The sequence below is a fragment of the Acidovorax temperans genome (assembly GCF_006716905.1).
GTDB lineage: Bacteria > Pseudomonadota > Gammaproteobacteria > Burkholderiales > Burkholderiaceae_C > Acidovorax > Acidovorax temperans.
In genome coordinates this window covers 234,530-261,143 of the sequence record NZ_VFPV01000001.1, presented here as the reverse complement: position 1 = coordinate 261,143, position 26,614 = coordinate 234,530, and the positions used below count along the sequence as shown (strand labels likewise).

23 protein-coding genes, 4 pseudogenes and 1 riboswitch are annotated in these 26,614 nt (G+C 65.2%); of the genes and pseudogenes, 19 read left to right on the top strand and 8 right to left on the bottom strand.

The window, feature by feature from the left end; genetic code table 11:
- Window positions 1-275: 275 nt before the first annotated feature.
- Window positions 276-824, bottom strand: coding sequence for a phasin family protein (locus tag BDD18_RS01190; protein ID WP_066695745.1), 549 nt, complete (start codon window positions 822-824; stop codon window positions 276-278).
- Window positions 825-1,027: 203 nt separating this feature from the next.
- On the opposite strand from BDD18_RS01190, the gene BDD18_RS01185 reads away from it, so the two are divergent.
- The 12 genes from BDD18_RS01185 (at window position 1,028) to cobT (ending at window position 15,444) form a co-directional block, all read left to right on the top strand.
- Window positions 1,028-1,966: a histone deacetylase family protein gene (locus BDD18_RS01185; protein WP_142080934.1), complete on the top strand. Its 939-nt coding sequence runs from the start codon at window positions 1,028-1,030 to the stop codon at window positions 1,964-1,966.
- The gene (locus tag BDD18_RS01180; protein ID WP_066695747.1) at window positions 1,963-2,448 is read left to right on the top strand and encodes an acyl-CoA thioesterase; all 486 of its coding nucleotides are present in this window, start codon (window positions 1,963-1,965) and stop codon (window positions 2,446-2,448) included. The genes BDD18_RS01185 and BDD18_RS01180 overlap by 4 nt, the downstream gene beginning before the upstream one ends.
- Before the next feature lie 215 nt (window positions 2,449-2,663).
- Window positions 2,664-3,884, top strand: coding sequence for a nicotinate phosphoribosyltransferase (gene pncB / locus BDD18_RS01175; RefSeq protein WP_142080932.1), 1,221 nt, complete (start codon window positions 2,664-2,666; stop codon window positions 3,882-3,884).
- Between the two features lie 79 nt (window positions 3,885-3,963).
- Complete coding sequence (locus BDD18_RS01170) at window positions 3,964-5,382, top strand: sodium:proton antiporter (RefSeq protein ID WP_211360633.1); 1,419 nt, start codon at window positions 3,964-3,966, stop codon at window positions 5,380-5,382.
- A gap of 4 nt (window positions 5,383-5,386) precedes the next feature.
- Window positions 5,387-6,376, top strand: a complete 990-nt coding sequence (locus BDD18_RS01165) for a 2-hydroxyacid dehydrogenase (RefSeq protein ID WP_142080931.1) — start codon at window positions 5,387-5,389, stop codon at window positions 6,374-6,376.
- Between the two features lie 76 nt (window positions 6,377-6,452).
- Window positions 6,453-8,303, top strand: a complete 1,851-nt coding sequence (locus BDD18_RS01160; protein ID WP_142080929.1) for a DNA recombination protein RmuC — start codon at window positions 6,453-6,455, stop codon at window positions 8,301-8,303.
- A complete protein-coding gene (locus tag BDD18_RS01155) occupies window positions 8,300-9,484 on the top strand; it encodes an MFS transporter (RefSeq protein WP_142080928.1) in 1,185 nt (394 codons plus the stop codon). The genes BDD18_RS01160 and BDD18_RS01155 overlap by 4 nt, the downstream gene beginning before the upstream one ends.
- Window positions 9,474-10,478, top strand: coding sequence for an adenosylcobinamide-phosphate synthase CbiB (gene cbiB / locus BDD18_RS01150; protein ID WP_142080926.1), 1,005 nt, complete (start codon window positions 9,474-9,476; stop codon window positions 10,476-10,478). Before BDD18_RS01155 ends, cbiB begins: the two co-directional genes overlap by 11 nt.
- A 3-nt stretch (window positions 10,479-10,481) precedes the next feature.
- Window positions 10,482-11,561 carry an aminotransferase class I/II-fold pyridoxal phosphate-dependent enzyme gene (locus BDD18_RS01145; RefSeq protein ID WP_142080924.1) on the top strand — a complete coding sequence of 360 codons (1,080 nt, stop codon included), beginning with the start codon at window positions 10,482-10,484 and terminating at the stop codon, window positions 11,559-11,561.
- An 83-nt stretch (window positions 11,562-11,644) separates the two neighbouring features.
- Window positions 11,645-13,264 carry a cobyric acid synthase gene (locus BDD18_RS01140; RefSeq protein WP_142082463.1) on the top strand — a complete coding sequence of 540 codons (1,620 nt, stop codon included), beginning with the start codon at window positions 11,645-11,647 and terminating at the stop codon, window positions 13,262-13,264.
- A 22-nt stretch (window positions 13,265-13,286) separates the two neighbouring features.
- A riboswitch (cobalamin riboswitch) is annotated at window positions 13,287-13,477 on the top strand.
- Window positions 13,478-13,523: 46 nt separating this feature from the next.
- Window positions 13,524-14,285, top strand: coding sequence for a 5,6-dimethylbenzimidazole synthase (gene bluB / locus BDD18_RS01135; protein WP_142080921.1), 762 nt, complete (start codon window positions 13,524-13,526; stop codon window positions 14,283-14,285).
- A gap of 94 nt (window positions 14,286-14,379) precedes the next feature.
- Window positions 14,380-15,444, top strand: coding sequence for a nicotinate-nucleotide--dimethylbenzimidazole phosphoribosyltransferase (gene cobT / locus BDD18_RS01130; RefSeq protein WP_142080920.1), 1,065 nt, complete (start codon window positions 14,380-14,382; stop codon window positions 15,442-15,444).
- 455 nt (window positions 15,445-15,899) lie between these two features.
- Here cobT and BDD18_RS01125 read toward each other — a convergent pair whose 3' ends face one another.
- Window positions 15,900-16,406 carry a cupin domain-containing protein gene (locus BDD18_RS01125; protein WP_142080918.1) on the bottom strand — a complete coding sequence of 169 codons (507 nt, stop codon included), beginning with the start codon at window positions 16,404-16,406 and terminating at the stop codon, window positions 15,900-15,902.
- Between BDD18_RS01125 and BDD18_RS01120 the strand changes: the two are divergent.
- Window positions 16,395-16,599, top strand: a pseudogene (locus tag BDD18_RS01120) (IS1595-like element ISAte2 family transposase); the annotation flags it as partial. The gene BDD18_RS01125 and the pseudogene BDD18_RS01120 overlap by 12 nt on opposite strands.
- Before the next feature lie 137 nt (window positions 16,600-16,736).
- On the opposite strand, the gene BDD18_RS01115 reads toward BDD18_RS01120, so the two are convergent.
- The 4 genes from BDD18_RS01115 to BDD18_RS01100 form a co-directional block, all read right to left on the bottom strand.
- The gene (locus BDD18_RS01115; RefSeq protein ID WP_142080916.1) at window positions 16,737-17,723 is read right to left on the bottom strand and encodes a Bug family tripartite tricarboxylate transporter substrate binding protein; all 987 of its coding nucleotides are present in this window, start codon (window positions 17,721-17,723) and stop codon (window positions 16,737-16,739) included.
- Between the two features lie 129 nt (window positions 17,724-17,852).
- Window positions 17,853-18,842, bottom strand: coding sequence for a tripartite tricarboxylate transporter substrate binding protein (locus BDD18_RS01110; protein ID WP_420837295.1), 990 nt, complete (start codon window positions 18,840-18,842; stop codon window positions 17,853-17,855).
- Between the two features lie 147 nt (window positions 18,843-18,989).
- A complete protein-coding gene (gene catC / locus BDD18_RS01105) occupies window positions 18,990-19,265 on the bottom strand; it encodes a muconolactone Delta-isomerase (protein ID WP_044396268.1) in 276 nt (91 codons plus the stop codon).
- 44 nt (window positions 19,266-19,309) lie between these two features.
- The gene (locus BDD18_RS01100; protein WP_142080914.1) at window positions 19,310-20,533 is read right to left on the bottom strand and encodes a muconate cycloisomerase family protein; all 1,224 of its coding nucleotides are present in this window, start codon (window positions 20,531-20,533) and stop codon (window positions 19,310-19,312) included.
- A gap of 301 nt (window positions 20,534-20,834) precedes the next feature.
- On the opposite strand from BDD18_RS01100, the gene cynR reads away from it, so the two are divergent.
- Window positions 20,835-21,701, top strand: a complete 867-nt coding sequence (gene cynR / locus BDD18_RS01095; protein WP_142080911.1) for a transcriptional regulator CynR — start codon at window positions 20,835-20,837, stop codon at window positions 21,699-21,701.
- Window positions 21,702-21,719: 18 nt separating this feature from the next.
- Here cynR and nth read toward each other — a convergent pair whose 3' ends face one another.
- Together nth and BDD18_RS01085 are read right to left on the bottom strand one after the other, a co-directional pair.
- Window positions 21,720-22,358 carry an endonuclease III gene (gene nth, locus BDD18_RS01090; RefSeq protein ID WP_044396274.1) on the bottom strand — a complete coding sequence of 213 codons (639 nt, stop codon included), beginning with the start codon at window positions 22,356-22,358 and terminating at the stop codon, window positions 21,720-21,722.
- A 144-nt stretch (window positions 22,359-22,502) separates the two neighbouring features.
- Window positions 22,503-22,817 (bottom strand): annotated as a pseudogene (locus BDD18_RS01085) (LysR substrate-binding domain-containing protein); the annotation flags it as partial.
- Between BDD18_RS01085 and BDD18_RS01080 the strand changes: the two are divergent.
- The 5 genes and pseudogenes from BDD18_RS01080 to BDD18_RS01060 all read left to right on the top strand — a co-directional run.
- Window positions 22,806-23,483, top strand: a pseudogene (locus BDD18_RS01080) (amidase family protein); the annotation flags it as partial. The pseudogenes BDD18_RS01085 and BDD18_RS01080 overlap by 12 nt on opposite strands.
- A gap of 106 nt (window positions 23,484-23,589) precedes the next feature.
- Window positions 23,590-23,979: pseudogene (locus tag BDD18_RS01075) on the top strand (Bug family tripartite tricarboxylate transporter substrate binding protein); the annotation flags it as partial.
- A 218-nt stretch (window positions 23,980-24,197) separates the two neighbouring features.
- Complete coding sequence (locus tag BDD18_RS01070) at window positions 24,198-25,388, top strand: aminotransferase-like domain-containing protein (RefSeq protein ID WP_142080907.1); 1,191 nt, start codon at window positions 24,198-24,200, stop codon at window positions 25,386-25,388.
- Between the two features lie 25 nt (window positions 25,389-25,413).
- Window positions 25,414-26,178: a lysozyme inhibitor LprI family protein gene (locus tag BDD18_RS01065; RefSeq protein WP_170207361.1), complete on the top strand. Its 765-nt coding sequence runs from the start codon at window positions 25,414-25,416 to the stop codon at window positions 26,176-26,178.
- Window positions 26,179-26,202: 24 nt separating this feature from the next.
- Entirely contained in the window at window positions 26,203-26,427 is a 225-nt protein-coding gene (locus BDD18_RS01060) for a SlyX family protein (RefSeq protein ID WP_142080902.1), read from the top strand.
- Window positions 26,428-26,614: the final 187 nt, after the last annotated feature.

Below are 26,614 nucleotides of genomic sequence, written 5' to 3'. Positions count from 1 at the left end.
CCTGATATTCACACTGATTTCACATCGAATTCACACGGGTCATCTGGATGCGGCAACACGCGCTCTAATCGTGTCTGCATACAAGGCCACTTGCCTCGCAGCCATAACACTGTCCAGGATGGATGTTGAGGGCCGGAGAAGATCGCCCCGTCCCTGAAACAAAAAAAGCCCGGCAGAGCCGGGCTTGAAGTGGATCCGTGAAACCCGTGTTTCGAGAGGATCCAAGGAGACAACTGGAGTGAAACCGGCGGAGGTCTGCCGATTTCTGGGCGTGCTTAGCGCTTGCGTGGTGCAGCTGTCTTGGCTGCGTTCACGGCGGTGTTGGTCACGGCGTTGAAGTTGGCTTCGGCCATGTCGCTGGCTTGCTTGACGGCCTTCTGGACCGATTCAAAAGCGTTGTTGGCAGCAGAGACGGCGCTCTTCATCATGGCGACAGCGGTTTCGGAGCCGGCAGGAGCGTTCTTTGCAGCGCTGTCCACCAAGTTGGTGAAGGCCTTTTGTGCGTCAGCGGTCTTGGCTTCGAAAGCCTTGCCGAATTCAGCGCCGGTGCCCGAGGCGATGTCGTACAGGTGGCGGCTGTAAGCGGCAGTCTTTTCCGCCAGGGGCTGGAACAGGCTGGCTTGCAGGGCCAGCAGCTCTTGCGCGTCCTTCACGCCCAGCACGGCTTGTGTGTGGCTGGCGGCTTCAGTCAGGGCTGCACGTGAAGCGGTCACGTTCAATTCGACCAGCTTTTCCACGCCTTCGAATGCCTTGGTGGTCAGGCCGAACAGGGTTTCGATGTTGGCTTTGTGGGATGCCAGGATTTGTTCTGCGGTCAGCGTCATGTGATATCTCCTAAAAAGGTGGGTCTCGAAAGACCGGGTACTTACAGACATCTGCGCTGACGTTGTGATTCGGATGAATCATGTTGCAGTGCAGCATGGGTTGAATTTTAGGCAGCTATGGTGTGATTGCAAGTGTTTTTTGTTGCAATGCAGCAAATTAGAGGCAACCCTCCAGGAAATGCCCGAGTTGCCACAATCACATCATGGATGCCTATTACGCCGATGAATTTGTGCTGCCGTTGCCCGAGGGGCATCGCTTTCCCATGGCGAAGTACCGCCTGTTGCGCGACCGCATTGCCGAGGAGTTGCCTGAAACCCGTCTGCATATAGCGCCCACGGCAGAAGACGAGGATTTGGCGCGCGTGCATTCGCCTGAATACATCGCCGCCATTGCCCAGGGCACGCTGGAGCCCGCTGCGCAGCGGGAAATCGGTTTCCCCTGGAGTGAGGCCATGGCCGAGCGCGCGCGCCGCTCGGTGGGGGCTACGCTGGCTGCGGCCCGCTCGGCCCTGCGCCACGGCCTGGCAGGCAACCTGGCGGGGGGAACACACCATGCCTATGCCGGCAAAGGCAGTGGCTTTTGCGTGTTCAACGATGTGGCAGTGGCGGCGCGTTGCATGCAGGCGGAATGGGCCCAGGCCCACCCAGGTCGCGCGCAGCCCTTGCAGGTGGCCGTGATTGATCTGGACGTGCACCAGGGCAATGGCACTGCGCACATCTTTCAAGGCGATGCCAGTGTGTTCACCCTGTCATTGCACGGCGAGCGCAACTTTCCGTTCCGCAAGGAAGACAGCGACCTGGATGTGCCGCTGCCGGATGGATGTGGCGACGCGCAATACCTGGATGCGCTGGAACATGCACTGCAGACTCTGGAGCAGCGCTTCGAGCCCGGCCTGGTGCTGTACCTGGCGGGCGCCGACCCGCACGAAGGCGACCGGCTGGGGCGCCTGGCCTTGAGCTACGACGGGCTGGAAGCACGGGACCGCAGGGTGTTCGACTGGGCGTGGCAGCGGCGGGTGCCGCTGGCGTTTTCCATGGCCGGAGGATATGGGCATGACATCGCCACGACCGTGCAAGCCCAACTGAACACCTGGCGCGTGGCACTGCAATACCACAGCCGCTGGCAGAATGCAGCGCCATGAGCACGCCAACCCCTTCCTCTGCCGCGCCCAGCCAGGCGCCAGCCCGCCCCGCACCACAGCCGCGCAGCGCCTACCGGGCCTTCCGCTCCATCAGCACCCGCTGGGCCGACAACGATGTGTACGGCCATGTAAACAACGTCGTGTACTACAGCTGGTTCGACACCGCCGTGAACGCCCATTTAATTGAGCAGGGTGTGCTCGACATCCACGCGGGCGGCACGATTGGGCTGGTGATCGAAACCCAGTGCAACTACTTTGCACCGCTGGCCTTTCCGCAGACGGTGGAGGCTGGCATTCGGGTAGCGAAGCTCGGTGGCTCCAGCGTGCGTTACGAAGTAGGGCTGTTTGCGCAAGGCGAGGCGATGACTGCGGCGGCCGGCCATTTTGTGCACGTGTACGTTGACCGTGACACCCGCCGCCCGGTCCCGGTGCCCGCGCCCCTGCGGGCGGTGCTGGAAAAACTGCTGGTTCCCGCCCAATAAACATCAAAAAGCATAGCTGCCAGCGCTTGCCAGATAAGCGCTAGAGGCAGTTTTTGCTTGAGGTTCTCGCTGGCGGCGCGGCGGTGAAAGTCGTCAGGCAAATGCTGGCCTGCAGCCATGTCGGTTGTTCTGCAAGGGCTACACTTTGGCGCTTCGTTCCTGAGCGCACGTGCCGTGCCGTACTTCGGGGCTTTTGCAAGGGCTCCGCACCGTCCATGATCATCACCAGCCTGCTCGATACCGACCTGTACAAGTTCACCATGATGCAAGTGGTGCTGCACCAGTTTCCGAGTGCCCAGGTCGAATACCGCTTCAAGTGCCGCAACCCTGGCGTGCAACTGGCGCCGTTTGTGGGCGAGATCCGGGACGAGATACGCTCGCTGTGCAGCCTGCAGTTTCAAGATGCCGAACTGGCTTACCTGCGCTCGCTGCGGTTCATCAAGAGCGATTTTGTGGATTTTCTGGGGCTGTTCCGGCTCAACGAAAAGTACATCACCATCACCCCCCAGCCCTCGGGCGAGATCGAGATCGTTATCCGTGGGCCCTGGCTGCACACCATCTTGTTCGAGATTCCGGTGCTGGCGATCATCAACGAGGTGTACTTCCGCAACACGCAAAAGGTGCCCGACTTCCCCGAAGGCCGCCGTCGGCTGGACGCCAAGATTGCCGCCCTGCAGGCCGATGGCCTGGGCGATCTGAAAATTGCCGACTACGGCACCCGCCGCCGCTTTTCCCGTGCCTGGCATGAAGAAGTGCTGCGCGTGCTGGTGGCCCGCCTGGGTACGGGCGACCGCCGCCCCGGCTCGCCGCAAGGGCCGGGGCAGTTTGCGGGCACCAGCAATGTGCTGTACGCCATGAAGCTGGGTGTGACGCCCCTGGGCACGATGGCCCATGAATATCTGCAGGCTTGCCAGGCCCTGGGCCCGCGCTTGCGCGACAGCCAGGTGTTCGGTTTTGAAATGTGGGCCAAGGAATACAGGGGTGACCTGGGCATTGCGCTGTCGGACGTGTACGGCATGAGCGCCTTCCTGCGCGACTTCGACCTGTATTTCTGCAAGCTGTTCGATGGCGCACGCCACGACAGCGGCGACCCCTTTGCCTGGGGCGAGCGCTTGCTGGAGCATTACCGCACCAACCGCGTGGACCCGCTCACCAAGACCCTGATCTTCAGCGACGGGCTCACCATTCCGCGCATCATCGAGCTGTACAACCAGTTCCGTGGGCGCTGCCAACTGGCCTTTGGCATTGGCACCAACCTCACCAACGACCTGGGCGACCCGCCCGCGCACGAGCCGTTGCAGGTCGTCATCAAGATGACCCGCTGCAACGGCCAGCCGGTGGCCAAGCTGTCAGACACCCCCGGCAAGGGCATGTGCGACGACGAAAAATACCTGGCCTACCTGCGCCAGGTGTTCGATATCCCTGCACCCCAGTGAAACCCCAGTGATTTTTTGCCCCGCAGCGCAACGCGCCGGGGCCTGCCCGATGACATAACGCATTGATGGAGACAACACTATGAAAATTTCTCGCCGCGCTGCGCCTTGGGTGGCCGCCGCCGGGGCCCTGTTGCCTGGCCTGTGCATGGCTGCCGACATGGATGGCAGCACGCTCTCGGTGCTGTGGGGTGTGCCGTTCGCGGGCATCCTGCTGTCGATTGCGCTCATGCCGCTCTTGGCCCCCATCTTCTGGCACCACCACTTTGGCAAGGTGGCTGCGGCCTGGGGCCTGGCGTTTTTGCTGCCCTTTGCCATCACCTTCGGGCCCGCGGTGGCGGGCGTGAGCCTGGTGCATGCGCTGTTGGCCGAATACATCCCGTTCGTGATCCTGCTGACGGCGCTGTTCACTGTGGCGGGCGGCATCTTCATTCGGGGCAACCTGCACGGCAGCCCGGGGCTCAACACGGCCATCCTGGCGATTGGTGCGGTGCTGGCCAGCTTCATGGGCACCACGGGCGCGTCCATGCTGCTCATTCGCCCGCTGATCCGCGCCAACGACAACCGCAAGCATGTGGCCCATGTGGTGGTGTTCTTCATCTTCATCGTCTCCAACGCCGGAGGCTCGCTCACACCGCTGGGCGACCCGCCGCTGTTCCTAGGCTTCCTGAAGGGCGTGGACTTTTTCTGGACGGTGCGCCACATCTTCCCTGAAAGCCTGTTCCTCATCGGCGCGCTGCTGGTCATCTTCTTTGTGCTGGACAGCTGGTATTACCACCGCCGCGAAGAGGTGCTCAACACCGACCCCACGCCCGACAGCCGCTCGATTGGCTTTGACGGCAAGGTCAACTTTGCGCTGCTGGGCGCGGTGGTGGGGCTGGTGCTGCTCAGCGGCTTCTGGAAATCACCCGTGGTGTTCAACATTGCGGGCACCGAAGTGGGCCTGCCCGGCATCGTGCGCGATGTGGGCTTGGTCTTGGTGACTTTTGCGTCGCTGTGGCTCACGCCCAAGCAGGTGCATGAAGACAACCAGTTCGGCTGGGGGCCCATGCAGGAAGTGGCCAAGCTGTTTGCTGGCATCTTCCTCACCATCATCCCCGTCATCGCCATGCTCAAGGCCGGCGTCAACGGCCCCTTCGGTGCCATCGTGGCGGCCGTCACGCGGCCCGATGGTTCGCCCGACCCGGCCATGTACTTCTGGGCCACAGGCGCACTCAGCTCGTTCCTCGACAACGCGCCCACCTACCTCGTGTTCTTCAACACCGCCGGCGGCGACCCTGCCGCGCTGATGACCACCCTGGCCCCCACGCTGGCCGCCATCTCCGCCGGGGCCGTGTTCATGGGCGCCAACACCTACATCGGCAATGCACCCAACCTCATGGTCAAGGCCATTGCCGAAGACCGGGGTGTGAAGATGCCGAGCTTCTTCGGCTACATGCTGTGGTCGGGCGGCATTTTGGTGCCGCTGTTCATCGTGATGACGTTCATCTGGTTCAAGTAACACCATGAGCAAACCCCGCATCCTGGTCGCCCGTGCGATCTTCCCTGACATCGTGGACCGTCTGCGCGAGCACTTCGACGTGGAAGCCAATCCCGACGACGTGATCTGGACGCAGCAAGAGCTAGCCGAGCGCCTGGCTGACAAAGACGGCGTGCTGACCACTGGCAGCCAGCGCGTGGATGCCGCGCTGCTGGCTGCTGCGCCGCGCCTCAAAATCTGCGCCAACATGGCCGTGGGCTACAACAACTTTGATGTGGACGCCATGACCGCCGCTGGCGTGCAGGGCACCAATACGCCCGATGTGCTGACCGAGACCACGGCCGACTTCGGCTTTGCATTGCTCATGGCCACGGCCCGCCGCTTGACCGAGAGCGAGCATTTCCTGCGCGCTGGCCAATGGACCAAGTGGAGCTACGACATGTTTGCGGGCAGCGACATCCACGGCAGCACGCTGGGCATCATCGGCATGGGCCGCATCGGGCAGGGCATTGCCAAGCGCGGCGCGCACGGTTTTGGCATGAGGGTGATCTATCACAACCGCTCACGCCTCGCGCCCGCTCTGGAGGCCGAATGCAAGGCCACCTACGTGGGCAAGGAAGAACTGTTGCGCACGGCAGATCACGTCATGCTGGTGGTGCCCTACAGCGCGGCATCGCACCACACCATTGGCGCTGCCGAGCTGGCGCTGATGAAGCCCACGGCCACCCTCATCAACATTGCGCGCGGCGGCATCGTGGACGATGCGGCGCTAGCCGTGGCGTTGCGTGAGCAGCGCATTGCCGCAGCCGGCCTGGATGTGTTTGAAGGCGAGCCCAGCGTTCACCCCGATCTGCTCACCGTGCCCAACGTGGTGCTTACCCCGCACATTGCCAGCGCCACGGTGCCCACGCGCCGCGCCATGGCCAATCTGGCGGCAGACAACCTGATCGCGTTCTTTGATGGGCGCGGCCCGCTCACCCCCGTCAACCAGCCCGTGCCCGGCCTGCGTGTCTGAGCTGTTTTGAGTGAAATTGGCCTCCAGCGCTTATGTATCAAGCGCTGGCAGCTATTAAAAACATAGTAAATCTGCCTTGACTACCGATACCCTCGTTTTGCTGGCCGCTGTGGCCCTGGTGCTGGTTTTGCTGGTGCTGATCCTGCTGCGTCGCCCCCGGGTCGATCTGCCGCCCGAATGGCTGGCCCGCCTGCAGGCGCTGGAGCAAACGGCGCAAGCCACCCAGCTTGCCGTGGCCAAGAACGATGGCGCGATGGACGGCATGGGCCAGCAGCTGCGCGGCTTCACGCAAACCACGCAGACCACGCTGGAAGGGCTGCGCGGCGCGGTGGACGAGCGCCTGGCGCAGGCCGTGGCCGAATCGCGCAATGGCCGCTCTGAGTTGCTTGCCGCCTTCACCGGGTTTGAGGGCCGTCTGGAGCAGCGCTTCACGGCGTTTGACAGTGCCTTGACCCAGCGCCAGGCCGCGCAAGACGCCGCCCTGGCCCAGCGCTTTGACGCCCTGCAACTGGCTGTGGCCAGCCGCCTGGAAGAAAGCAGCAAGGCGCTACTGGCCCACCTGGCGCAAGGGCAGGCCGATGCGGCGGCTGCGCGCAAGGAGCTGTCGGACACGCTCACCGGCTTCCGCACCGAGCTGACCACTACCACGGCGGCGCTGGCGGCCGAAAGCGTCAAGTCCCGCGAAGCCATGGCCGAGAGCACCGCGCTGTTTGAAAAGCGCATTCAAGAGCGCTTTGAGGCCCTGCAGGCCGCCACGCGGCTCACGCTCGATTCGCTCAAGGGCGACATCCAGACGCAGTTGGGTGCCATGTCCACCGCGCTCAAGGACCAGCTCGAAGCCAACGGCTTTCAGATCAAGAACCAGTTCTCGGTGCTGCAGGATGCCGTGTCGCAGCAACTGGTGGGCATGGTGCAGGGCAGCCAGCAAAACGCCGAGCAACTGCGCACCGCGCTCAACGAACGCCTCGCCGCCATCCAGGCCGACAACGCCACCAAGCTCGAAGAAATGCGCCGCACGGTGGACGAAAAGCTCCACGCCACGCTCGAGCAGCGCCTGGGCGAATCTTTCAAACTCGTCAGCGACCGGCTCGAACAAGTGCACAAGGGCCTGGGCGAAATGCAGACCCTGGCGGGCAGCGTGGGCGACTTGAAGCGCGTGATGACCAATGTGAAAACGCGCGGCACCTGGGGCGAAATGCAGTTGGGTGCCATCATCGACAACGTGCTCACGCCCGACCAGTACGCACGCAACGTCAAGACCGTGCCGGGCAGCGATGAGCTGGTGGAATTCGCCATCCGCCTGCCAGGCAAGCGCGAAGAAGAGCCCGTGTGGCTGCCCATCGACTCCAAATATCCCGTGGAGCAATACCAGCGCCTGCTCGATGCGCAAGACGTGGCAGACAAAGCCGCCATCCAGTCGGCAGGCAATGCGTTTGAAAGCTCCATCAAGCTCGAAGCGAAGAAGATCTTCGCCAAGTACGTGTCGCCACCGCACACCACCGACTTTGCGGTGCTCTACCTGCCCACCGAAGGCCTGTTTGCCGAAGTCATGCGCCGCCCCGGCCTGGTCGAAGCCGTGCAGAACGAGTGCCGCGTGATGATCACTGGCCCGGCCAATCTGGCTGCCATGCTCAATAGTTTGCAAATGGGCTTCAAGACCCTGGCGATTGAAAAGCGTTCGTCCGAGGTGTGGAGCCTGCTGGGCGTGGTCAAGACCGAGTTCGCCAAGTTTGGCGATGTGGTGGAGGCCACCAAAAAATCCATCGACGCCGCCGCCAAAAAGTTTGACGAGGTGGGCGTGCGCACCCGCGCCATCCAGCGCAAGCTGCGCGATGTGCAGGAGTTGCCCGCGCCCGACGCCGCAACGTCTTCCGCAGTACCTGGCGCCACGGCATCGCTGCTGGGCCTGGAGGACGACGCCCCGTGAACATGGCGCTGGCCCGCCTGATTGCCGGGCAGATTTTTCTGCACGCCTGCATGACGGGCATGCGCATGGCCACGCCGCTGCTGGCCCTGCGCGAGGGCTACAGCGCCGCTGCCGTGGGGGTGCTGCTGGCGCTGTTTGCGCTCACGCAGGTGTTTCTGGCGCTGCCTGCGGGGCGCTACGCGGATCGGCACGGCCTCAAGCGCTCCGTGGGCATTGCGGTGGTCATGGCGTGTGCGGGGGCAGGGCTTTCGCTGATTTTTCCGGTGTTTTCGGTGATGTGCCTGTCGGCTCTGATGACGGGCGGTGCCACAGGCCTGGCCATCATTGCGCTGCAGCGCCACGTGGGCCGCGCTGCGCACGACACCGCCCAGTTGCGCCAGGTGTTCAGCTGGCTGGCCATTGGCCCGGCGGTGTCCAACTTCATCGGGCCGTTTTTTGCGGGGCTGATGATTGACCACGCGGGCAGCACTGCGGGCAGTACCGAGGGGTACCGCGCCGCGTTTGCCTTACTGGCCGTGCTGCCTTTAGCCACCTGGTTCTGGGTGCGCCACACCGAAGAATTGCCGCCCGTGATCGCCGCTGCCGGCGGCCCGCCCCAGCGCTCGTGGGATCTGCTCAACGAGCCTGCGTTTCGCCGCCTCATCATCGTGAACTGGGTGCTCTCTTCCTGCTGGGATGTGCACACCTTTGTGGTGCCGCTCATCGGGCACGAACGGGGGCTGTCGGCCTCGGTCATCGGTTCCATCCTGGGTGCGTTCGCTGTGGCCGCGGCCGTGGTGCGGCTGCTGCTGCCGCTGGTGGCCAAGCATGTGCGTGAACACGCCGTGGTGGCGGGCGCCATGGTGGTCACGGCCGTGTTATTCGGGGTGTACCCGGTCTTGCCATCGGCCCTGGCGATGGGCTTGTGCTCGGTGCTGCTGGGCTTTGCGCTGGGCTCGGTGCAGCCCATGGTCATGAGCCTGCTACACCAGATCACGCCCGAGCATCGCCATGGCGAAGCCCTGGGCCTGCGGCTCATGGCCATCAACGCGTCCAGCGTGGTCATGCCCATGCTGTTCGGCACGGCAGGTGCCGTCATTGGGGTGGCGGGCGTGTTCTGGGTGGTGGGTGCCACTGTGGGGGCATGTGCACGCACCGCATGGCGCATGAATGTGGAGGAGGGCAGGGCGCATGGCAGGTAGTTGGCTCAGCGCTGGGGGCACGCCGGGCCTGGCGTGGGCGCTGGTGTGCGCGCTGGCGCTGGGCTTGGCCTTGCTGGTGGATTGGTACCTGGGCGAGCCACCGGTGCGCCTGCACCCTGTGGTGTGGATGGGGCGCTACCTGGGCTGGGCCGGGCCGCACATTGCGCCGCTGACCACGGCGGACCCCCCGCGCCACGCACAAAAACGCCGTTCTTTCTGGCTGGGCGCGCTGGCGTGGTGCACCGGGGCCGGTGCCACAGGCGCGTTGGCCTGGTGGCTGCAAAGCCAGTTGCAGCAAGCGCCCTGGTGGCTGGCGGCTCCCTTGCTGGCAGTGCTGCTCAAGCCCCTGCTGGCGTGGCGCATGCTGCGCGATGAAGTCTTGGCGGTGGAACGGGCGCTGGCCCGCTCGCTGCCCGAGGGGCGCGAACAACTGGCCCGCCTGGTCAGCCGCGACGTGAGCCAGCTCACCCCTGCCGAGGTGCGTGAATCGGCCATCGAATCGCTGGCCGAAAACCTCAACGATTCGGTGGTGGCGCCCGTGTTCTGGTTCGTGCTGCTGGGCCTGCCCGGTGCGGCCATCTACCGTTTTGCCAACACGGCCGATGCCATGTGGGGCTACCCCGGCAGTCGGGGCGCGCGCTACTGGCAATGGGCAGGCAAGTGGGCCGCACGGGCTGACGATGTGCTCTCGTGGCTGCCCGCGCGCATCACCGCGCTGCTGCTGGCCGCACTGCATGGCGGCTTGCCCGCCCGGGCGCTGGCCAAAGAGGCGCGCAAAACCCCATCGCCCAACAGCGGCTGGCCCATGGCCGCCATGGCCCTGGCGCTGGGTGTGCGGCTGGCCAAGCCGGGGGTGTACACCTTGCACCCGGGCGGGCATGCGCCGGGCCCGCTGCACACGCAGCGCGCTGCAGCTTATGGGGAAAAAGTGGTTCTGACGCTTATTCCATCAGCGCTGGCAGCTCTTGTTTTAATAGCGATGGCCGGAGGTTGAGGCATGCTGACCCTTCCATCCATCCCGCTGGGCGTGCATGGTGGCCCGGACGCGCTGGGCGTGCCGGTGCATGATTTTTCCACCAACAGCAATGCGTGCGGCCCATGCCCTGCCGTGCTGGATGCACTGCAGCAGGCCGATGCCACGCGCTACCCCGACCCCGCCTACACCGCCCTGCGCGCCGCGCTGGCCGCGCTGCATGGTGTGACGCCCGATCGCATCGTGGTGGCGGGTAGCGCGTCTGAGTTCATCCACCGTATCACCACCTGGGCACGGCTGCACGGCTGCACCCAGGTGCAGCTGCCGCCCCACAGCTACGGTGACTACGCCCAGGCGGCCCAGGCCCATGGGCTGGCGGTGTTGCGACGCAGTGCCAAGGCTCTGGTGGGCATGGAGGGTACGGACGCTGCCGCACCCGCCACCTTGCACTGGGCCTGCGAGCCCGCCAGCCCGCTGGGCACGGTGGACGGTGTGCTGTCTGCATGGCACGGCCCCACGCCGCCCGGCAGCGTGCGGGTGCTGGACTGTGCCTACCGCCCGCTGCGGCTCGCGGTCAACAGCACAGATCCGGCGCTACCTGCATCCGCGTGGCAACTGTGGTCGCCCAACAAATCCCTGGGCTTGACGGGCGTGCGTGCTGCCTACGCCGTGGCCCCTGCAGGCGCAGAGGGCACAGTGCTGGCGCTGCAAGGCCTGGCGGCATCCTGGCCCGTGGGCGCACATGGCGTGGCCTTGTTAGAGGTCTGGGCCACACCGGCCGTGCAGCAATGGGTGGCAGACTGCTTGCCTACCCTGCGCAGCTGGAAAGACCGGCAAATGGCCCTGTGTACCCAACTGGGCTGGTCCGTGGTGCCCGGCAGCCTGGCCAACTACTTTGTCGCCACCTTGCCCACAGCACAGTGCGCGGGTGACTCCAGCGCGCAAACAGCCAGCCTGCTGGCCGCGCTGCGCCAACATGGCATCAAGCTGCGCGACTGCACCTCGTTTGGCTTGCCTGGTGCCGTGCGCCTGGGTGTACTGCCGCCCGCGTCGCAGGATGCCTTGCGGACTGCGTGGCAGGCGATGCACGTTGGAGGCCCGTAGGCCGCACCTTTGGAACGAACATGAATGCACCGATGAACACTCCCGTGACTGCTCCGCCCGCCCATCCGCTGGCCCGCTGCGTGATGGTGCTGGGCACCACCAGCGGCGCCGGCAAAAGCTGGCTTACCACCGCGCTGTGCCGCTACTACAGCAACCTGGGCCTGAAGGTGGCGCCGTTCAAGGCGCAGAACATGAGCAACAACGCCCGCGTGGTAGCTGCCCCCACGCTTGCCACTGCGTCTGCTGCGCTGCCCCCCGAGGGGGCGCACCCCGCCTTGGGGCGGCCCGGCGGCGGGGTGGCAGGCATCGAAGGCGCCTGGGGCGAGATCGGCTCGGCGCAGTATTTCCAGGCCTTGGCTGCGCGCGCCGTGCCTGAAGTGCGCATGAACCCGCTCCTCCTCAAGCCCGAGGCCGACACGCGCAGCCAGGTGGTGCTGATGGGTCAGGTGAGCGCCGAGCTCACCGCGCTGCCCTGGCGCGGCCGCAGCCAACTGGTGTGGCCGCAGATTGCCGCCGCGCTTGATGCGCTGCGCGCCGAGAACGACGTGGTAGTGATCGAGGGCGCGGGTTCGCCCGCCGAGACCAACCTGCACGCCAGCGACATCGTGAACATGCGCGTGGCGCGCCACGCCGGTGCGCGCTGCCTGTTGGTCACCGACATCGACCGGGGCGGCGCTTTTGCCCACCTGTATGGCACCTGGGCGCTACTGCCCGAGGACGAGCGGGCGCTGATCCACGGCTTCGTGCTCAACAAGTTCCGGGGCGATGCCAGCCTGCTCGCGCCCGCGCCGCAGCACCTGCAGGAGCGCACCGGCGTGCCCACCGTGGCCACCATTCCCATGCAGTGGCACCACGGCCTGCCCGAGGAAGACGGTGTGTTTGATATGACCCCCACGCTCGGCACTGGCGTGTCCTCGCTGCCCCCCGAGGGGGCTCTCGCGGCTAGGGGCGGCCCGTCGCCGCTCAATCGACCGCACACCACGCCCGGCGCCGTGCACACCACCGTGGCCGTGGTGGCCTACCCGCGCATCAGCAACCTCGATGAATTCCAGCCGCTCAAAAACGTGCCCGGCCTGCGCCTGCAATGGGTGCGCAGCCCGGCCGATGTGGCAGGCCTGCGGCCAACGGACTGGATCGTGCTGCCCGGCTCCAAAGCCACCGCCGCCGACCTGGCCTGGCTGCGCGCGCAGGGGCTGGACCAGTCCATCGCTGCGCACGCGGGGCAGGGCGGCACCGTGCTGGGTGTGTGCGGCGGCCTGCAGATGCTGGGCGAGGCGCTGATCGACCCCGAGGGCATCGACGGCAACGCTCCCGGCCTGGGCCTGCTGCCCCTGGTCACCGTGTTCGAGCCTGCCAAGACCGTGCAGCGCACCAGCGCAGCCTTCGGGCAGCTCACGGGTGCCTGGGCGCCGCTCTCGGGCGTGGCTGCCTGCGGCTACGAAATCCACCACGGCCAGACCGCCCAGCACCCCGCCATGGCCGCCAAGGGTGATGTGGCGCGCGAGGTCATGCCCGGTATTGCCTGGCAGAACCCGGCGGGCAATGTGCTGGGCGTGTACCTGCACGGTTTGTTCGAGGACGCCGCCGTGCTGCACGCCCTGTTTGGCGCCCAGGCCCCCACGCTCGATACCGTGTTCGACGGCCTGGCCGATGGGGTGGCCCGGCACTTCGACCCGGGCGTGCTGGACGCGCTGATCGCGTAAGAAATACGCGGTTCACCGGCTGCTATCATCCCCGCCCTCAGGTGCCCAATGCGATGACGCAAAGGGAGAATCGGGAAGGCGGTGCAACTCCGCCGCGTGCCCAACGCTGTAAGGACGATGCCGCCCGCTGAATGCCACTGGTCGCCAAGGCCGGGAAGGTGCGGGGGCCAGATGACTCCAAGCCAGAAGACCGGCCTGAGCCATTTTTGGCGCTGCAAGGCCGGGCAGCGCTGCCACTATTCACGCACAGGGGACTGCCATGAATACCAGCGCAGTGGCGCAAGCCACGCCCAGCGCGCACGCCTTCACGCAACAAGCGCGCGACGCCATCTACCACGCCATCTTTTCACGCCGCGACGTGCGCGGGCAGTTTTTGCCCACGCCGGTGCCTGACGAGGTGCTCAGCCGCATCCTCACCGCCGCGCACCACGCGCCCTCGGTGGGCTTCATGCAGCCCTGGAACTTTCTCGTGGTGCGTTCGCCAGACACCAAGCGCCGCGTGCAGGGTGCCTTTGCCAAGGCCCACGCCGAGGCCGCCGGCATGTTCGAGGGCGACAAACGTTCCACGTACCAAAAGCTCAAGCTCGAAGGCATCATCGAGTCGCCCGTCGGCATCTGCATCACCTGCGACCGTGAGCGCACCGGCCCCGTGGTGGTGGGCCGCACCCACATGAAGACCATGGACCTGTACAGCAGTGTCTGCGCCGTGCAGAACCTGTGGCTGGCCGCGCGCGCCGAAGGGTTGGGTGTGGGCTGGGTCAGCATCTTCCACCAGGCCGACCTGCAAGAGGCGCTGGGTATTCCCAAGGGCATCACCCCCATTGCCTACCTGTGCGTGGGCTACGTGAGCCACTTCCACGCCAAGCCCGAGCTGGAAACCGCTGGCTGGCTGCCGCGCCTGCCCATCGAAGACCTGGTGTACTTCGACCAATGGGGCCAGCGCGACGACCAACAGCCGCTCATTGCGCACTTGCAGCGTGACCAGGCCGCCGCCCAGCGCGGGCGGGAAACCATCGCCTGACCTTGCCGCCGCGCCCTTGCTTGACGCGCAACGCCGTTGATTTGCGCGGGCCTGCGAGTGCGGGCCGCGCTTCCCTGTTGAAAGTTGAAAAGCCATGAATGCCCACCTGCCCCTGATTGCCGACATCGCCGACCCGCAACTCACCCAGGCCCTGCAACACAAGCTGGACCACAAGACCAAACCCCTCGGTTCGCTGGGCCGCCTGGAGCAGCTTGCGCTGCGCCTGGGCCAGATCCAGGGCACCGCATCCCCCCGGCTGGAGCAGCCGCAAATGGTCGTTTTCGCAGGCGACCACGGCCTGGCCGCGCGCGGCGTCTCGGCCTTTCCGAGCGACGTGACCTGGCAGATGGTGGAGAACTTCCTCGCCGGTGGCGCCGCCGTCAGCGTGCTGGCGCGCCAGCATGGCCTGGCCCTCACGGTGGTGGACTGCGGCGTGGCGCGCGACATTGCTCCGCGCGAAGCCGCCCCCGGCCAGCCGAGCCTGCTGCTGCGCAAGGTGGCCCCCGGCACGAATGACGCAAGCCAAGGCCCAGCCATGAGCACCGACCAATGCGTGCAGGCGCTGACCAACGGAATGGAACTGGTGCGCGACCTGCCGGGCAATGCGCTGCTGCTGGGTGAAATGGGCATTGGCAACACCTCGGTGGCCTCGCTGCTGCTGGCGCGCCTGTGCGGCCTCTCACTGGCCGAATGCACCGGCGCGGGCACCGGGCTGGACGCCGCAGGCATTGAACGCAAACGCGCCGTGCTGCAACAGGCGCTGGACGTGAATGCCGCCGCCACCACGCCGCTCGACGCGCTGGCAGCGCTCGGCGGCTACGAAGTCGCCACCATGGTGGGTGCCGTGCTGCAGGCCGCAGCTGAGCGCCGTGTGATCCTGGTGGACGGCTTCATCACCAGCGCCGCCGTGCTGGTTGCCAGCCGCCTGCAGCCCCATGTGCTGCAACGCTGTGTGTTTGCCCACCGCTCGGGCGAACGCGGCCACCAACTCATGCTGGCGCAGATGCAGGCCGAGCCGTTGCTCGACCTGGGCTTGCGCCTGGGCGAAGGCTCCGGCGCGGCGCTGGCCTGGCCCCTGCTGCCCTCGGCCTGCGCCATCCTGCGCGAGATGGCGAGCTTCGAAGCGGCAGGGGTGTCGGAGCAGACTGCGGCAGCATAAGAATCTGCCTTTGCGTTGCCACTACTGAGCAGCCGCAAAGTGTGCTGAATGCTATTAAAGTGATAGCTGCTAGCGCTTATCAGATAAGCGCTGCAGAGCTATTTGGTTTGAGTTTTGAGCAGCCCCGCTCAGGGGCCACTCCCATCGCGTGATGGGGCAGCCCGCCGCTGTCAGACAGGACTGACACCAGCGTAGGAACTCGTCCCGCTGATGCCTTGAGGATTGATACCTATCCTCACGGTTTTCAACAGGAGGAAGCATCATGCCGATCTGGTTCTGGGTTGTGGGCTTGCAGGCCATTGCGGTGGCTGCTGCTACAGTCATCCTGACGGCGGCCAGTCGGTTTTGATGCCCTGCGGCGTCTGCTGCTCTGCAGTCGCTCAGGCGCAGAGGGCTTCAGTGGCCGGGTTCCCCTGGCAGGCGCTGCTACCCAGCACCAGCACCAAGCAGCGTTGTCACGCTCTGGTCAGCCGATGGATCAGTTCAGCGTGTTGTGGGTAGCAGGCAAGAAGCTGCTTCGCTTGCGCCAATTCAAAGTCAGCAAAGTCAAAACCGGGTGCCACCGTGCAGCCCACCAGGGCAAAGTCGCCTTCGGCCAACTCTGCGCCAAACCAGCAGCCCGCAGGCACCACGGCCTGGAAGTGTTCGCCCGCAGCCAGGTTGGCGCCGAGTTTCCACTCCTGGTACGTGCCATCTGGAAAGATGCCGTGCACGCGCAGTGTGGAGCCTGCATAAAAGTGCCACACCTCGTCAGACTGAATGCGGTGCAGCGCCGAGATGTCGCCCGCCTCCAGCAAGAAGTAGATGGCGGTGGAAGCAGACCGGTCTCCGCCAAACCGCGCGGGCAGGGCTTGTGCGGCAAGCTTGTCGCTGGCGCGGTAGGTTTCCTTGAACCAGCCTCCTTCGGGATGGCGGGCCAGTGCCAGTTGTTCGATGAGCGTCTTTGCGGTGGTGCTGTGCATGGGCAGAAGGTTAATGCCTATGTCAGCCGGCTGCGAGGGTGGATGCAACGATTCAAGGGTGTTGCGACGAAATACCTTGATTCGTCTCTGGGTTGGTTCAGGTTGTTGGACCGATCAGACCCCAGGGGGGCTGCAGCCCGCACTGGTGCTGGAGGCGGCCATGGGAAATCAAAGTGTCAGTAGCATTCGCTAGAAGAGCCTCTTTAGCCTTCTAGCTCTCGTCGTTAAAGCGCAGGCCGCTATGAAATTAGTAGCATTTAAGGCAAAAAAAAACCGCCTTGGTGAGGCGGCTTGCGGGGCTGCTGCCGCAGGGGCAGCGGTGCCGATCGGTCAGTCCAGCGTTGCGCCAGAGGTCTTCACGCGTTCGCCCTGCACCTTGAGGTCGCGGGCCAGGAAGGCCTTGTATTCGGCGGGGGTGGAAGCCACGGCCACGTAGGAGTAGGCGTCCACGTTGGTCTTGCGGAACTCGGGGTCCATCAGGATGCGGCGCACGTCAGCGGCGATTTTTTCCACGATGGCGGCGGGCGTACCAGCAGGGGCGACGAGGCCGATGTTGAACACGGCGTCAATGTCCTTCACGCCAGCTTCCTTGAACGTAGGTACGTCAGGCAGCGCCAGGCTGCGTGCTTCTGATGAAACGGCCAGGGCCTTGAGCTTGCCTGACTTCACGTGCTGCTCGATCACCGACACGCCCAGCACGGCAGAGTCGATCTGGCCGGAGATGACTTCCGGAATCAGCGGTGCGGCGCCCTTGTAGGGCACGTGCACCATTTCCAGGCCTTCTTGCTTGGCGAACATCGCCAAGGGCAGGTGGACGATGCCGCCCGCGCCGGAGGAGCCATAAGTCAGTGGCGTGCCCTTGGCGTTTTTGGCCAGCTCGATGAACTCCTTCAAGGTGTTGGCCTTGGAGGCCTTGGGCACGAAGAACACCATGGGCACGCTGATGAGGCGCGAGATGGGGGTGAAGTCCTTCTCGGGGTTGTACGGCAGCTTCTTGTACAGGTGCGGGTTCATGGTGAGCGCGGCCTCGGTGGCGGCGAACAGTGTGTAGCCGTCAGCGGGGCTCTTGGCCACAAATTCCGCGCCGATGATTTCGTTGGCGCCGGTTTTGTTGACCACCAGCACGGACTGGCCCCATTCCTTGCCCAGGCGGGTGGCCAGCACGCGAGCGAGGTTGTCCACCGGGCCGCCAGGGGCGTAAGGCACAACGATGCTCACAGGCTTTGAGGGGAAGGCAGGGGCTTGTGCGTGAGCCAAGGGCAGCGCGAGGGTGGCGGCCAGCGACAGGGCCAGGTGGGCAAGGGTGCGTTTTTTCATGGTGAGAGGAGAGAGCAGAAAAGGAAGTCGAAGGCTGCGGCTGGTGCACAGGCACGCAGGCGCATCGCACCAGCACCCCGCTGTGGGGGGCGTGGCGCAGGCGGCCCTGCCAGCAGCGGGGAGGGCGAATCAGTCGAGCTTGATGCCGCGTTCCTGGATCAGCTTGGTCCAGCGTTCGCTTTCGCGCGCCAGGTGCTGTGCCATTTCTTCGGGCGTGGAGCCCACGGGTTCGGCGCCGATGGTTTCAAAGCGCTTGACCACGTCGGGGTCTTTCATGGCTTCGAGCAAGGCGGAGTTGACCTTGGCCACGATGTCCTTGGGCGTGGCGGCGGGCATGAATACGGCAAACCAGGGCGAGACCTCGTAGCCGGGCAGACCCGCTTCGGCCAGCGTGGGCACGTTGGGCAAGGTCTTGGAGCGCTTGGCAGTCGTCACGCCCAAAGCGCGCAGCTTGCCCGATTCGATGTGCGGACGGGCCGAGGTGATGCTGTCGAACATGTAGTTGACCTGACCGCCCAGCAGGTCGGACACGGCCGGGCCGCTTCCCTTGTAGGGCACATGCAGCATATCCACCTGCGCCAGCGAGGTGAACACTTCGCCCGCCAGGTGGATGGAGGTGCCGTTGCCAGCCGAGGCGTAGGTGAGCTTACCGGGCGCCTTGCGCGCGGCGGCAATCACATCCTTGGCGGTCTTCACATCGGGCTGGGTGGCGTTGGTCACCAGCACGTTGGGCACCACGGCCAGCAGGCTCACCGGGGCAAAGTCCTTGATGGGGTCGTAACTCAGCTTGCCGTACAACGGCTTGTTGGTGGCCATGCCGATGGAGGTGATCATCAGCGTGTAGCCATCGCCCGGCTGCTTGGCCACGAAGTCGGCACCAATGTTGCCGCCCGCGCCGGGCTTGTTCTCGATGACGAAGGGCTGGCCCAGCGTCTTGCCAGCCTTCTCGCCCAGCGTGCGCGCAATGGCGTCCATGGCGCCGCCCGGAGGGAAGGGCACCACCCAGCGGATGGGCTTGCTGGGCCAGGAGGCAGCAGGTGCCTGGGCGCGGGCTGCAGGCAGGGTGGCCGAGGCCAGGGCGCAGGCCAGCAGCGCCAGCGTCTGTCGTTTCGTCATCATGGTTTTGTCTCGTGTTGGTGTTGTGGCGGGTGTGGCAGGGCTCATGCGGTTTTGCATTCAATCGGATAACCAGGCGGGAAGCCGCAGACAGTGCTGTAGCACGGCAGGGCGAACCAACGACGTTATGCGTTTGAAGGCAAAGCCGTATCAGATGGCCGAGGGGTGCGTGGCCAGGGGGGTCACGTGGATCTTCATGAACGGGAACAGGGGCAGGCCCTGCAGCAGCTGGTGCAGCTCGTCGTTGGAAGACACGTCGAAGATGCTGTAGTTGGCGTATTCGCCCACCACGCGCCAGATGCTCTTCCAGCGGCCATCGCGCTGCAGGTCTTGCGAATAGGCCTTTTCGCGGGCCTTGATCTCGTTGGCCTGGGCTTCGGGAAGGTCTCGGGGGATGTTCACATCCATACGAACCAGAAACAGCATGGTTTGCTCCTTGAAGGGGTCAGAAAAATGGGGCGCGTTGCCCATCAGGCAACGGTTGGGGTGGTGGGTGCCATATCGACATGCACTGGCGCCTGGCCCTGGCGTGCGCGGTCAAAGCGGTTGAGCTGCGCAAGCGACACCTCGACACCAAAGCCCGGGCCGTCGGGCAGTTGCAGTGCAAAGTTGGTGATGGGCATTTGCTGCTCCACGATGTCGTCCACCAGCAGTTGCGGGCCAAACAGCTCGCAGCCGTGGTGTTGTGCGCCCAGGGTAGAGAACACATGGGCCGATGCGGCGCTGCCGAGCGATGTCTCCAGCATGGTGCCGCCATACCAGCCGATGTCGGCCGCTTCAGCCACCGCAGCAATCTTGCGGGTGCGCACCAGGCCGCCATGCTTGGCCACCTTGAGCGAGAAGACATGGCTGGCCTTGAGGCTGGCCAGCATGAACGCGTCTTGCGGCGTGCACACGGTTTCGTCGGCCATGATGAGTGCGCCGTCCAGCGTGGCGGTGAGGCTGCGCAGCGCCTCCACATTCCAGCGCGCCACGGGCTGTTCGATCAGCGTCACGCCGGCTTCCACCAGTGGGGGCAGATAGCGGCGGGCGGTGTTGCCGTCCCACGCCTGGTTCACATCCACCGTGAGCGTGGCCTTGCCTTGCAGGCCGCGGGCGATTTGTGCTACGTGCGCCACGTCGTCCTCGGGTGCGCGGGCGCCAATTTTCATCTTGAAGATGTGGTGGCGTTTTTGCTCCAGCCGCAGGTGCGCCTCTTGCAGGTCGCGCGCCACGTCGCCACTGGCCAGCGTCCAGGCCAGGGGCAGGCTCTGGTGCACTTTGCCGCCCAGCAGTTGCCAGGCAGGCATGTTCAGGGTGCGGGCTAGGGCGTCCACCAGCGCCATTTCCACCGCGCTTTTGGCGAAGGCGTTGCCCTTGCAGGCACGGTCCATGCGTGCCAGGGCACTTTCAAAGCCGCCGCCAAACTCGCCGAGCAGTGCGGGTGCCAGGTACTGCGTAATGGCGTGGAGGATGCTCTCAGGCGATTCTTCGTTCCACGAAGGGCCGCCGATCGTGGCCGCCTCGCCAAAACCGCAGGCACCGTTCTTCAGCCAGAGCTGAACGATGACGGGGCTTTGCCGGCTGATGGAGCCGAACGACAGCTTGTGCGGGCGAATGGTGGGAATGTCCAGAATGCGCGCTTCGATGCGTTCAATGGCAAAGCCCGTCAGATCGTGTGCGGGTGTATCTGGAGCGGAGGACAAAAGAGTCATGCGTGTATAGGTTCTCAACGGGCCGCCCAGGGGCGGGGCAAGGGCTGGGGCTGACTTCTGCTGGATGAAGCGTTGCTCGCAGCCAGTGCGGGGTATGGGTGGGGCTGTCGCGCTGCGTTTTTCAACGTGCTTTGACAGCTTGTTCGCGCGAGGATAGTTTTTGCAATGAAACTAATCCAATGATTCCTTTGGAACTGTTCGTTCGATAACATCGATGATTCGAGGCGCCCGTGTGTAGGCCACATGGCCGCCCCTGAAGCCTTGCTCTGCCGGTCTGCCTTGCCCTTCACGCCCACTTGCCATGGAAATCCGCCAGCTTCGCTACTTTCTCGACATCGCTCGCACCGAGCACCTGACCCAGTCGGCCCACAACCTGTTCGTCACGCAGTCCACCTTGTCGCACGGACTGCGGCAACTGGAGCAGGAGCTGGGCGTGGATCTGTTTGACCGCGTGGGACGGCGGCTGCGGCTTTCGCAGGCCGGGCTGGCGTTTCGGGTGTATGCGGCGCGGGCGCTGCATGAGATTGAGGCAGGCCGTATGGCGCTGGCCGATCTGGGGGCGCTGCGATCCGGCTCGCTGACCGTGGGGGTCATCCCCACCTTCTTGCACACACTGGTGCCTGCGGCGGTGGCGGCCTTCAGCCGGGCCTATCCGGGGGTAAGCGTGGTGGTGCGGGACCTGCGCGCTGGGCCCATCGAAGAACAACTGGTGGAGGGCTTGCTGGATGTGGGCATTGCCTTCTACCCCACCGAACGCGAGGACATCGACACCGAGCCCTTGTTTGAAGAGCGCATGCAGCTGGTGGTGAACCCCGCCCACCCCCTGGCGCGGCGCAAGAGCCTGGCGGTGAAAGACCTCGCCCAGGTGCCGCTGGCCATGTTGCCGCGTGCCTTCGCTACCCGGCGGCTGGTGGATGACAGCCTGCGCGCCGCCGGGGTGTTGCCCCAGGTGCGGGTGGAAATGGAATCGGTAGAAGGGCTGCTGGATGTGTGCCGCTGGGGTGACCTGGCCTGCATTGCGCCCGAGCGTGCGGCCCGGCAGGCGAGTGATCTGCACACCATTGAACTGCGCTCACCCACCATGGTGCGGCACGCGGGCATTCTGTGGCGCAAGGGCGCTTCGCGCAGCCGCGCAGCGCTGGAGTTTGCGGCCTTGCTCAAACAGTAAGGCGCGCGTGATGTCTGGTCAGGCGGCTGTGGTCTTGGGCTGGTAGTCGCAATAGCTGCTCACCGCGCATTCCCAGCAGCGAGGCTTGCGTGCCTGGCACACATAGCGGCCGTGCAGGATGAGCCAGTGGTGCGAATCCACGGCGTATTCCTTGGGCACGCGCTTCATCAGCTGCAGCTCCACAGCCAGCGGGTTTTTGCCCGGCGCCAGGCCTGTGCGGTTGCTCACGCGAAAGATGTGCGTGTCCACCGCCATGGTGGGCTGGCCGAAGGCCACGTTCAGCACCACGTTGGCGGTTTTGCGGCCCACGCCGGGCAGTTGTTCCAGTTCTTCACGCGTGCGGGGCACCACGCCGCCGTGCCGCTCCACCAGAATGCGACAAGTCTCCATCAGGTGACGGGCCTTGCTTTTGTAGAGACCAATCGTCTTGATGTAGCCCTCCAGCCCTTCCAGCCCCAAATCCAGAATGGCCTGCGGCGTGCCCGCCACCGGGAACAGTTTGCGCGTGGCCTTGTTCACCCCCACATCGGTGGCCTGGGCTGACAGCAGCACGGCGGCCAGCAACTCGAACACGGTGGTGTATTCCAGCTCGGTATTGGGCAGCGGGTTGGCGGCCCGCAGGGTGGCAAAAAAGGGTTCGATGTGGGCGGTTTTCATCGGGTCAGCACGGTGTGGGGCTCTGCCTGGCGGCAGGCCGGTGGATCCATAGCGCCGCATTGTCGGTCAGGTGGGGGGCAGTTGCTGGCGCAGGTGGGCAATGAAGGCGCGCACGCCTTCGGGCAGGGTGCGACCGGCCAGGGTCTGCAGCTCAATGTCACGTTCGGCCGTGCGGCTGTAGGTGAGTCCAATGCCGGCTTCGGTGTTGAGCACCGCCTGCGTCACAGCGGCGGGGGCTGCCACGCGCAGGTGGAACTGCATGCCGGGGTGCTGCTCGCGGAACTGGGCCATGGCCTTGGGCAGAAACTCAATCGCAAAGCCTGCCGAGCAGCACACCCGGATCAACCCGCGCCGCAGGCCCTTTAGCGCTTCGATGTCGGCCACCACACGGTCGGCCTCCAGTGCATTGCGCAGCGCGTGGGTGGCCAGCAGCTCCCCGGCAGGTCTGGCGGCCACACCTTCAACCCCGTGTACGGCACCACGCGCAACGCCTTTGACCCACAGCGCTCGGCTGGCGGCAGCAGCGGTGGCGCAGGGGTGGTCGTGGCTTTGCGCATGCTGCCGGTGGCCGACGGCTCGGACATGATGGGGTCGCTGCGCACCCCCTCGGCGTTCAACAACGTGTATGGCCTGCGCACCTCCATGGGCTGCGTGCCGCATGGGCCCACCGACGAGGTGTTCTTCCAGCAGTTCAGCGTGGCGGGCCCCATGGCGCGCAACATTCCTGATCTGGCGATGCTGCTGTCGGTGCAGGCGGGGTTTGATGCTCGCCTGCCGCTGACCCGCCGCAGCGAGGGGCCCCAAGACTGGAGCTGGGCGCTGGAGCGGGACTTTCGCGGCACACGCATTGGCTGGTTGGGTGATCTGGGCGGTCACCTGCCGACGGAGCCAGGGTTGCTGGACACCTGCCGCGCGGCGCTGGGCCATTTCAAAACCATTGGCTGCGCGGTGGAGGAGGTGACCCCCGCGTTTGACTTTGAACAGGTGTGGCGCGCCTGGATTGACCTGCGCAGCTTCATGGTGGCGGGCGCCAACGCGGCGCTGTACCGCAGCCCCGCCCGCCGCGCCTTGCTCAAACCCGAAGCGCTATGGAAGATCGAGTGCGGGCTGGCCCTGTCGGCCATGGTGCGCAGCCCCCTGTTGGCTGCAGAGCGCCGTTGATGAGCGTGACTGAGTGATGCACAGCCGCTGTTGTTTCGTGTTTCTTTTCCTGCTTTGAGGAGTTTGCGCCATGGCCATGACACGTTTTCGCTTTCTTTCCTGCCTGGGCGCTGGTGCCCTGGCGCTGGGCTTGCACGGGCTGGCGCTGGCGCAGGGGTACCCTGAGCGCCCGATCAAGTTCGTCATTCCCTATGCCGCAGGCGGCGCCACCGACATCCTGGGCCGCTTGCTCGCCTCGGGCTTGAGCGAAAAGCTGGGCCAGCCCGTGGTGGTGGAAAACCGGCCTGGCGCAGGCACCGTGCTGGCAGCCGGGCAGGTGGCCAAGGCGGCGCCGGATGGCTACACACTGCTGGCCGGGGCCAGCACCACGCTCACGCTGAACCCGGCCATTCGCAACAACCTGCCCTACGACCCGGTCAACAGCTTCACACCGCTGGGCCTGGTGGCAGACATGGGGCTGACGCCCGCCTGGGGCAACGGCGAAGCCTTGCGCAGCCGGGTAGAGCGTGAGCTGCCGCTCATGCGCGCCGTGGCTGCGCGTGCGGACATCCGGGTGGATTGAGGCGGGGGCGGCGCGAAGGGAGCGTTTCCGGGGGCGGTAAATAGCCCGCGCCCGCAAGAAAACTGCGCCGCAATTGGCGACAATGGCGGATTCATTGCCCACAGGAATGCCGTCCCATGCAATTTGCTGATCGCCTCAACAACGTCGAAACCTCTGCCATCCGCGAACTCTTCAAGCTGCTGGGCAAGCCCGGCATCATCAGCTTTGCGGGCGGCTTCCCAGACAGCGCGATGTTTGACGTGGAAGGCATCCGCGCTGCCAGCAATGCCGCCTTGGCGGAAGAACCCGGCGCTGCGCTGCAATACGGCGCCACCGAAGGCTATAACCCGCTGCGCGAACAACTCGCCACCTTCATGACAGCCAAGGGCGCCACGGATGTCGCGGCCGACAACCTCATCGTCACCACCGGCAGCCAGCAGGCGCTGGACCTGCTGGGCAAGACGCTCATCAACCCAGGCGACAAGGTGATCGTGGAAGGCCCGACCTTCCTGGCCACCATCCAGTGCTTTCGCCTTTATGGCGCCGAACTCATCAGCGCACCCATTGACGGCAACGGCGTGAAAACCGACGAGCTGGAAAAGCTGATTGCCGAGCACAAGCCCAAGTTCGTCTACCTGATTCCCACCTTCGGCAACCCCAGTGGTGCCATGCTGAGCCTGGAGCGCCGCAAGGCCGTGCTGGAGATGGCCGTGAAGCACAACACCCTGATCGTGGAGGACGACCCCTACGGCGACCTGTACTTTGGCGATGCACCTCCCCCCAGCCTGCTGAACCTGTCAGCCACCGTGCCCGGCAGCCGCGATCTGCTGGTGCACTGCGGGTCCTTGAGCAAGGTGCTCTCGCCCGGCCTGCGTGTGGGCTGGATGATTGCCCCGGCCGAGCTGCTGGGCAAGGCCACCATGTGCAAGCAGTTCAGCGATGCGCACACCAGCACCTTTGCCCAGGCCACGGCCGCGCAGTACCTCAAGGCCGGCCGCATGCCTGGCACGCTGGCCCATGTGCGCAAGGTGTATGCCGAGCGGGCCCAGGCCATGGGCGATGCGCTGCGCAAGGAACTGGGCGACGCCATCGAATTTGTGCAGCCCCAGGGCGGGCTGTTTGTGTGGGCGCTCCTCACGGGCGCGGGTGGCAAGGTGGCCGACGGCAACGTGCTGGCCAAGCGCGCCATTGAAAAGGGCGTGGCCTTTGTGCCCGGTACGCCGTTCTTCTGCGCCAACCCCGACCACGCCACCTTCCGCCTGTCGTTTGCCACGGCCGATGTGGACAAGATCCGCGAAGGCGTGGCACGCCTGGGCCAGGCGATCTGATTCGCCGCGTTCAGGGGCAAGCGCTGTGAAGGCCTGGCTGTCCAGCCTCGTTCTGCTGGGCTTTTGTGCATGGGCCAGTGCGCAGGGGCTGGAGCCCTCGGCGCCCACCCCAGGCTTTGACTGCGGTGCGGCGGAGAAGACGGTAGAGCACTGGATCTGCGCCAGCCCCGAACTCATGCAGGCCGATGAGCGCCTGACCCATGCCTACCGCACCGCGCAGGCCAAGCCCGACGGCGATGCCGCAATCGCGGCCCTGCGTGCGGCGCAACTGCGGTGGCTGCGCCAGCGCAACCGCTGTGAAGACGTGGCGTGTGTGGCGGCTGCGTACCAGCAACGCACAGAAGATTTGCAGGCTTCCAACCGGCGTGTGCGGGTGCTGGATGCGAAGGGCATCGCCCCGGTGTTTACACGCACGCTGCCGCACATCAATGACACGGTAGGGGTGTTGAACATTGCGCTGCGGCGTGCACAGCCTGCGGCGTTCCAGGTCGAGCTGTATGTCCATCACGCCGATGCGCGCCCTTGGACATCTGGAGGCCCCGGCGTGCGCATGATGTGCTGGCCGCCTGACCGTCGCGAAGGCTACGCTTCGCGGTTTGAATACACCACGCGCTCATGGGGCGATGCGTTTCGCCCCGCAGAACGCGCAGGCCAGCGCGGCTACATCCTGCTGCGCTTTGTGCTTGGCAAGGATCTGCCGCTGAACGAAGACATCCTGTGCCACTTGGCGCTGACCGAATGGCTGCTCGAGCGGCCCAGCCAGCTCCACATCACCGAAGCCCAGCCCTGACGCTGTGCCCACCCGATAGCTCCCATGACCTCACCCCTTACCGACGAAATCCTTCAACGGCTTGAAGCACTGGAAATCAAGGCCAGCTTCACAGAAGACCTGTTGGATCAGCTGAACCTGACCATTTACCAGCAGCAGCAACTCATCGACCGGCTCACGCACGAAGTCATCCAGCTGCGCCAGCAGGCGCCCGAGGGCGGCTCCAACGGCCCGCGCAATTTGCGAGACGAGCTTCCCCCGCACTATTGAGCGCCGGGGCGGGTGGCCCGGCCGCCGGCTCACCAGGTCCCCAGTGGCCGCCGGGCTCGCGCGTTGCGTACCCGCGCCAACTCTGGGGTGTGCTCTGTGATTCATCGCCGCTCCGCGTTAGGATGCAACGCTTGTTTTGCATTCCACCAGGGCACCCCTTTCTATGCCGCCTGTCGTCAACCATAAC

Bases quoted from the DNA above. Each gene is read 5' to 3' on its own strand.
- BDD18_RS01190 (WP_066695745.1), bottom strand. From the start codon at position 824: ATGACGCTGACCGCAGAACAAATCCTGGCATCCCACAAAGCCAACATC.
- BDD18_RS01185 (WP_142080934.1), top strand. From the start codon at position 1,028: ATGGATGCCTATTACGCCGATGAATTTGTGCTGCCGTTGCCCGAGGGG.
- BDD18_RS01180 (WP_066695747.1), top strand. From the start codon at position 1,963: ATGAGCACGCCAACCCCTTCCTCTGCCGCGCCCAGCCAGGCGCCAGCC.
- pncB (WP_142080932.1), top strand. From the start codon at position 2,664: ATGATCATCACCAGCCTGCTCGATACCGACCTGTACAAGTTCACCATG.
- BDD18_RS01170 (WP_211360633.1), top strand. From the start codon at position 3,964: ATGAAAATTTCTCGCCGCGCTGCGCCTTGGGTGGCCGCCGCCGGGGCC.
- BDD18_RS01165 (WP_142080931.1), top strand. From the start codon at position 5,387: ATGAGCAAACCCCGCATCCTGGTCGCCCGTGCGATCTTCCCTGACATC.
- cbiB (WP_142080926.1), top strand. From the start codon at position 9,474: ATGGCAGGTAGTTGGCTCAGCGCTGGGGGCACGCCGGGCCTGGCGTGG.
- BDD18_RS01145 (WP_142080924.1), top strand. From the start codon at position 10,482: ATGCTGACCCTTCCATCCATCCCGCTGGGCGTGCATGGTGGCCCGGAC.
- BDD18_RS01140 (WP_142082463.1), top strand. From the start codon at position 11,645: ATGGTGCTGGGCACCACCAGCGGCGCCGGCAAAAGCTGGCTTACCACC.
- bluB (WP_142080921.1), top strand. From the start codon at position 13,524: ATGAATACCAGCGCAGTGGCGCAAGCCACGCCCAGCGCGCACGCCTTC.
- cobT (WP_142080920.1), top strand. From the start codon at position 14,380: ATGAATGCCCACCTGCCCCTGATTGCCGACATCGCCGACCCGCAACTC.
- BDD18_RS01125 (WP_142080918.1), bottom strand. From the start codon at position 16,406: ATGCACAGCACCACCGCAAAGACGCTCATCGAACAACTGGCACTGGCC.
- BDD18_RS01115 (WP_142080916.1), bottom strand. From the start codon at position 17,723: ATGAAAAAACGCACCCTTGCCCACCTGGCCCTGTCGCTGGCCGCCACC.
- BDD18_RS01110 (WP_420837295.1), bottom strand. From the start codon at position 18,842: ATGATGACGAAACGACAGACGCTGGCGCTGCTGGCCTGCGCCCTGGCC.
- catC (WP_044396268.1), bottom strand. From the start codon at position 19,265: ATGCTGTTTCTGGTTCGTATGGATGTGAACATCCCCCGAGACCTTCCC.
- BDD18_RS01100 (WP_142080914.1), bottom strand. From the start codon at position 20,533: ATGACTCTTTTGTCCTCCGCTCCAGATACACCCGCACACGATCTGACG.
- cynR (WP_142080911.1), top strand. From the start codon at position 20,835: ATGGAAATCCGCCAGCTTCGCTACTTTCTCGACATCGCTCGCACCGAG.
- nth (WP_044396274.1), bottom strand. From the start codon at position 22,358: ATGAAAACCGCCCACATCGAACCCTTTTTTGCCACCCTGCGGGCCGCC.
- BDD18_RS01070 (WP_142080907.1), top strand. From the start codon at position 24,198: ATGCAATTTGCTGATCGCCTCAACAACGTCGAAACCTCTGCCATCCGC.
- BDD18_RS01060 (WP_142080902.1), top strand. From the start codon at position 26,203: ATGACCTCACCCCTTACCGACGAAATCCTTCAACGGCTTGAAGCACTG.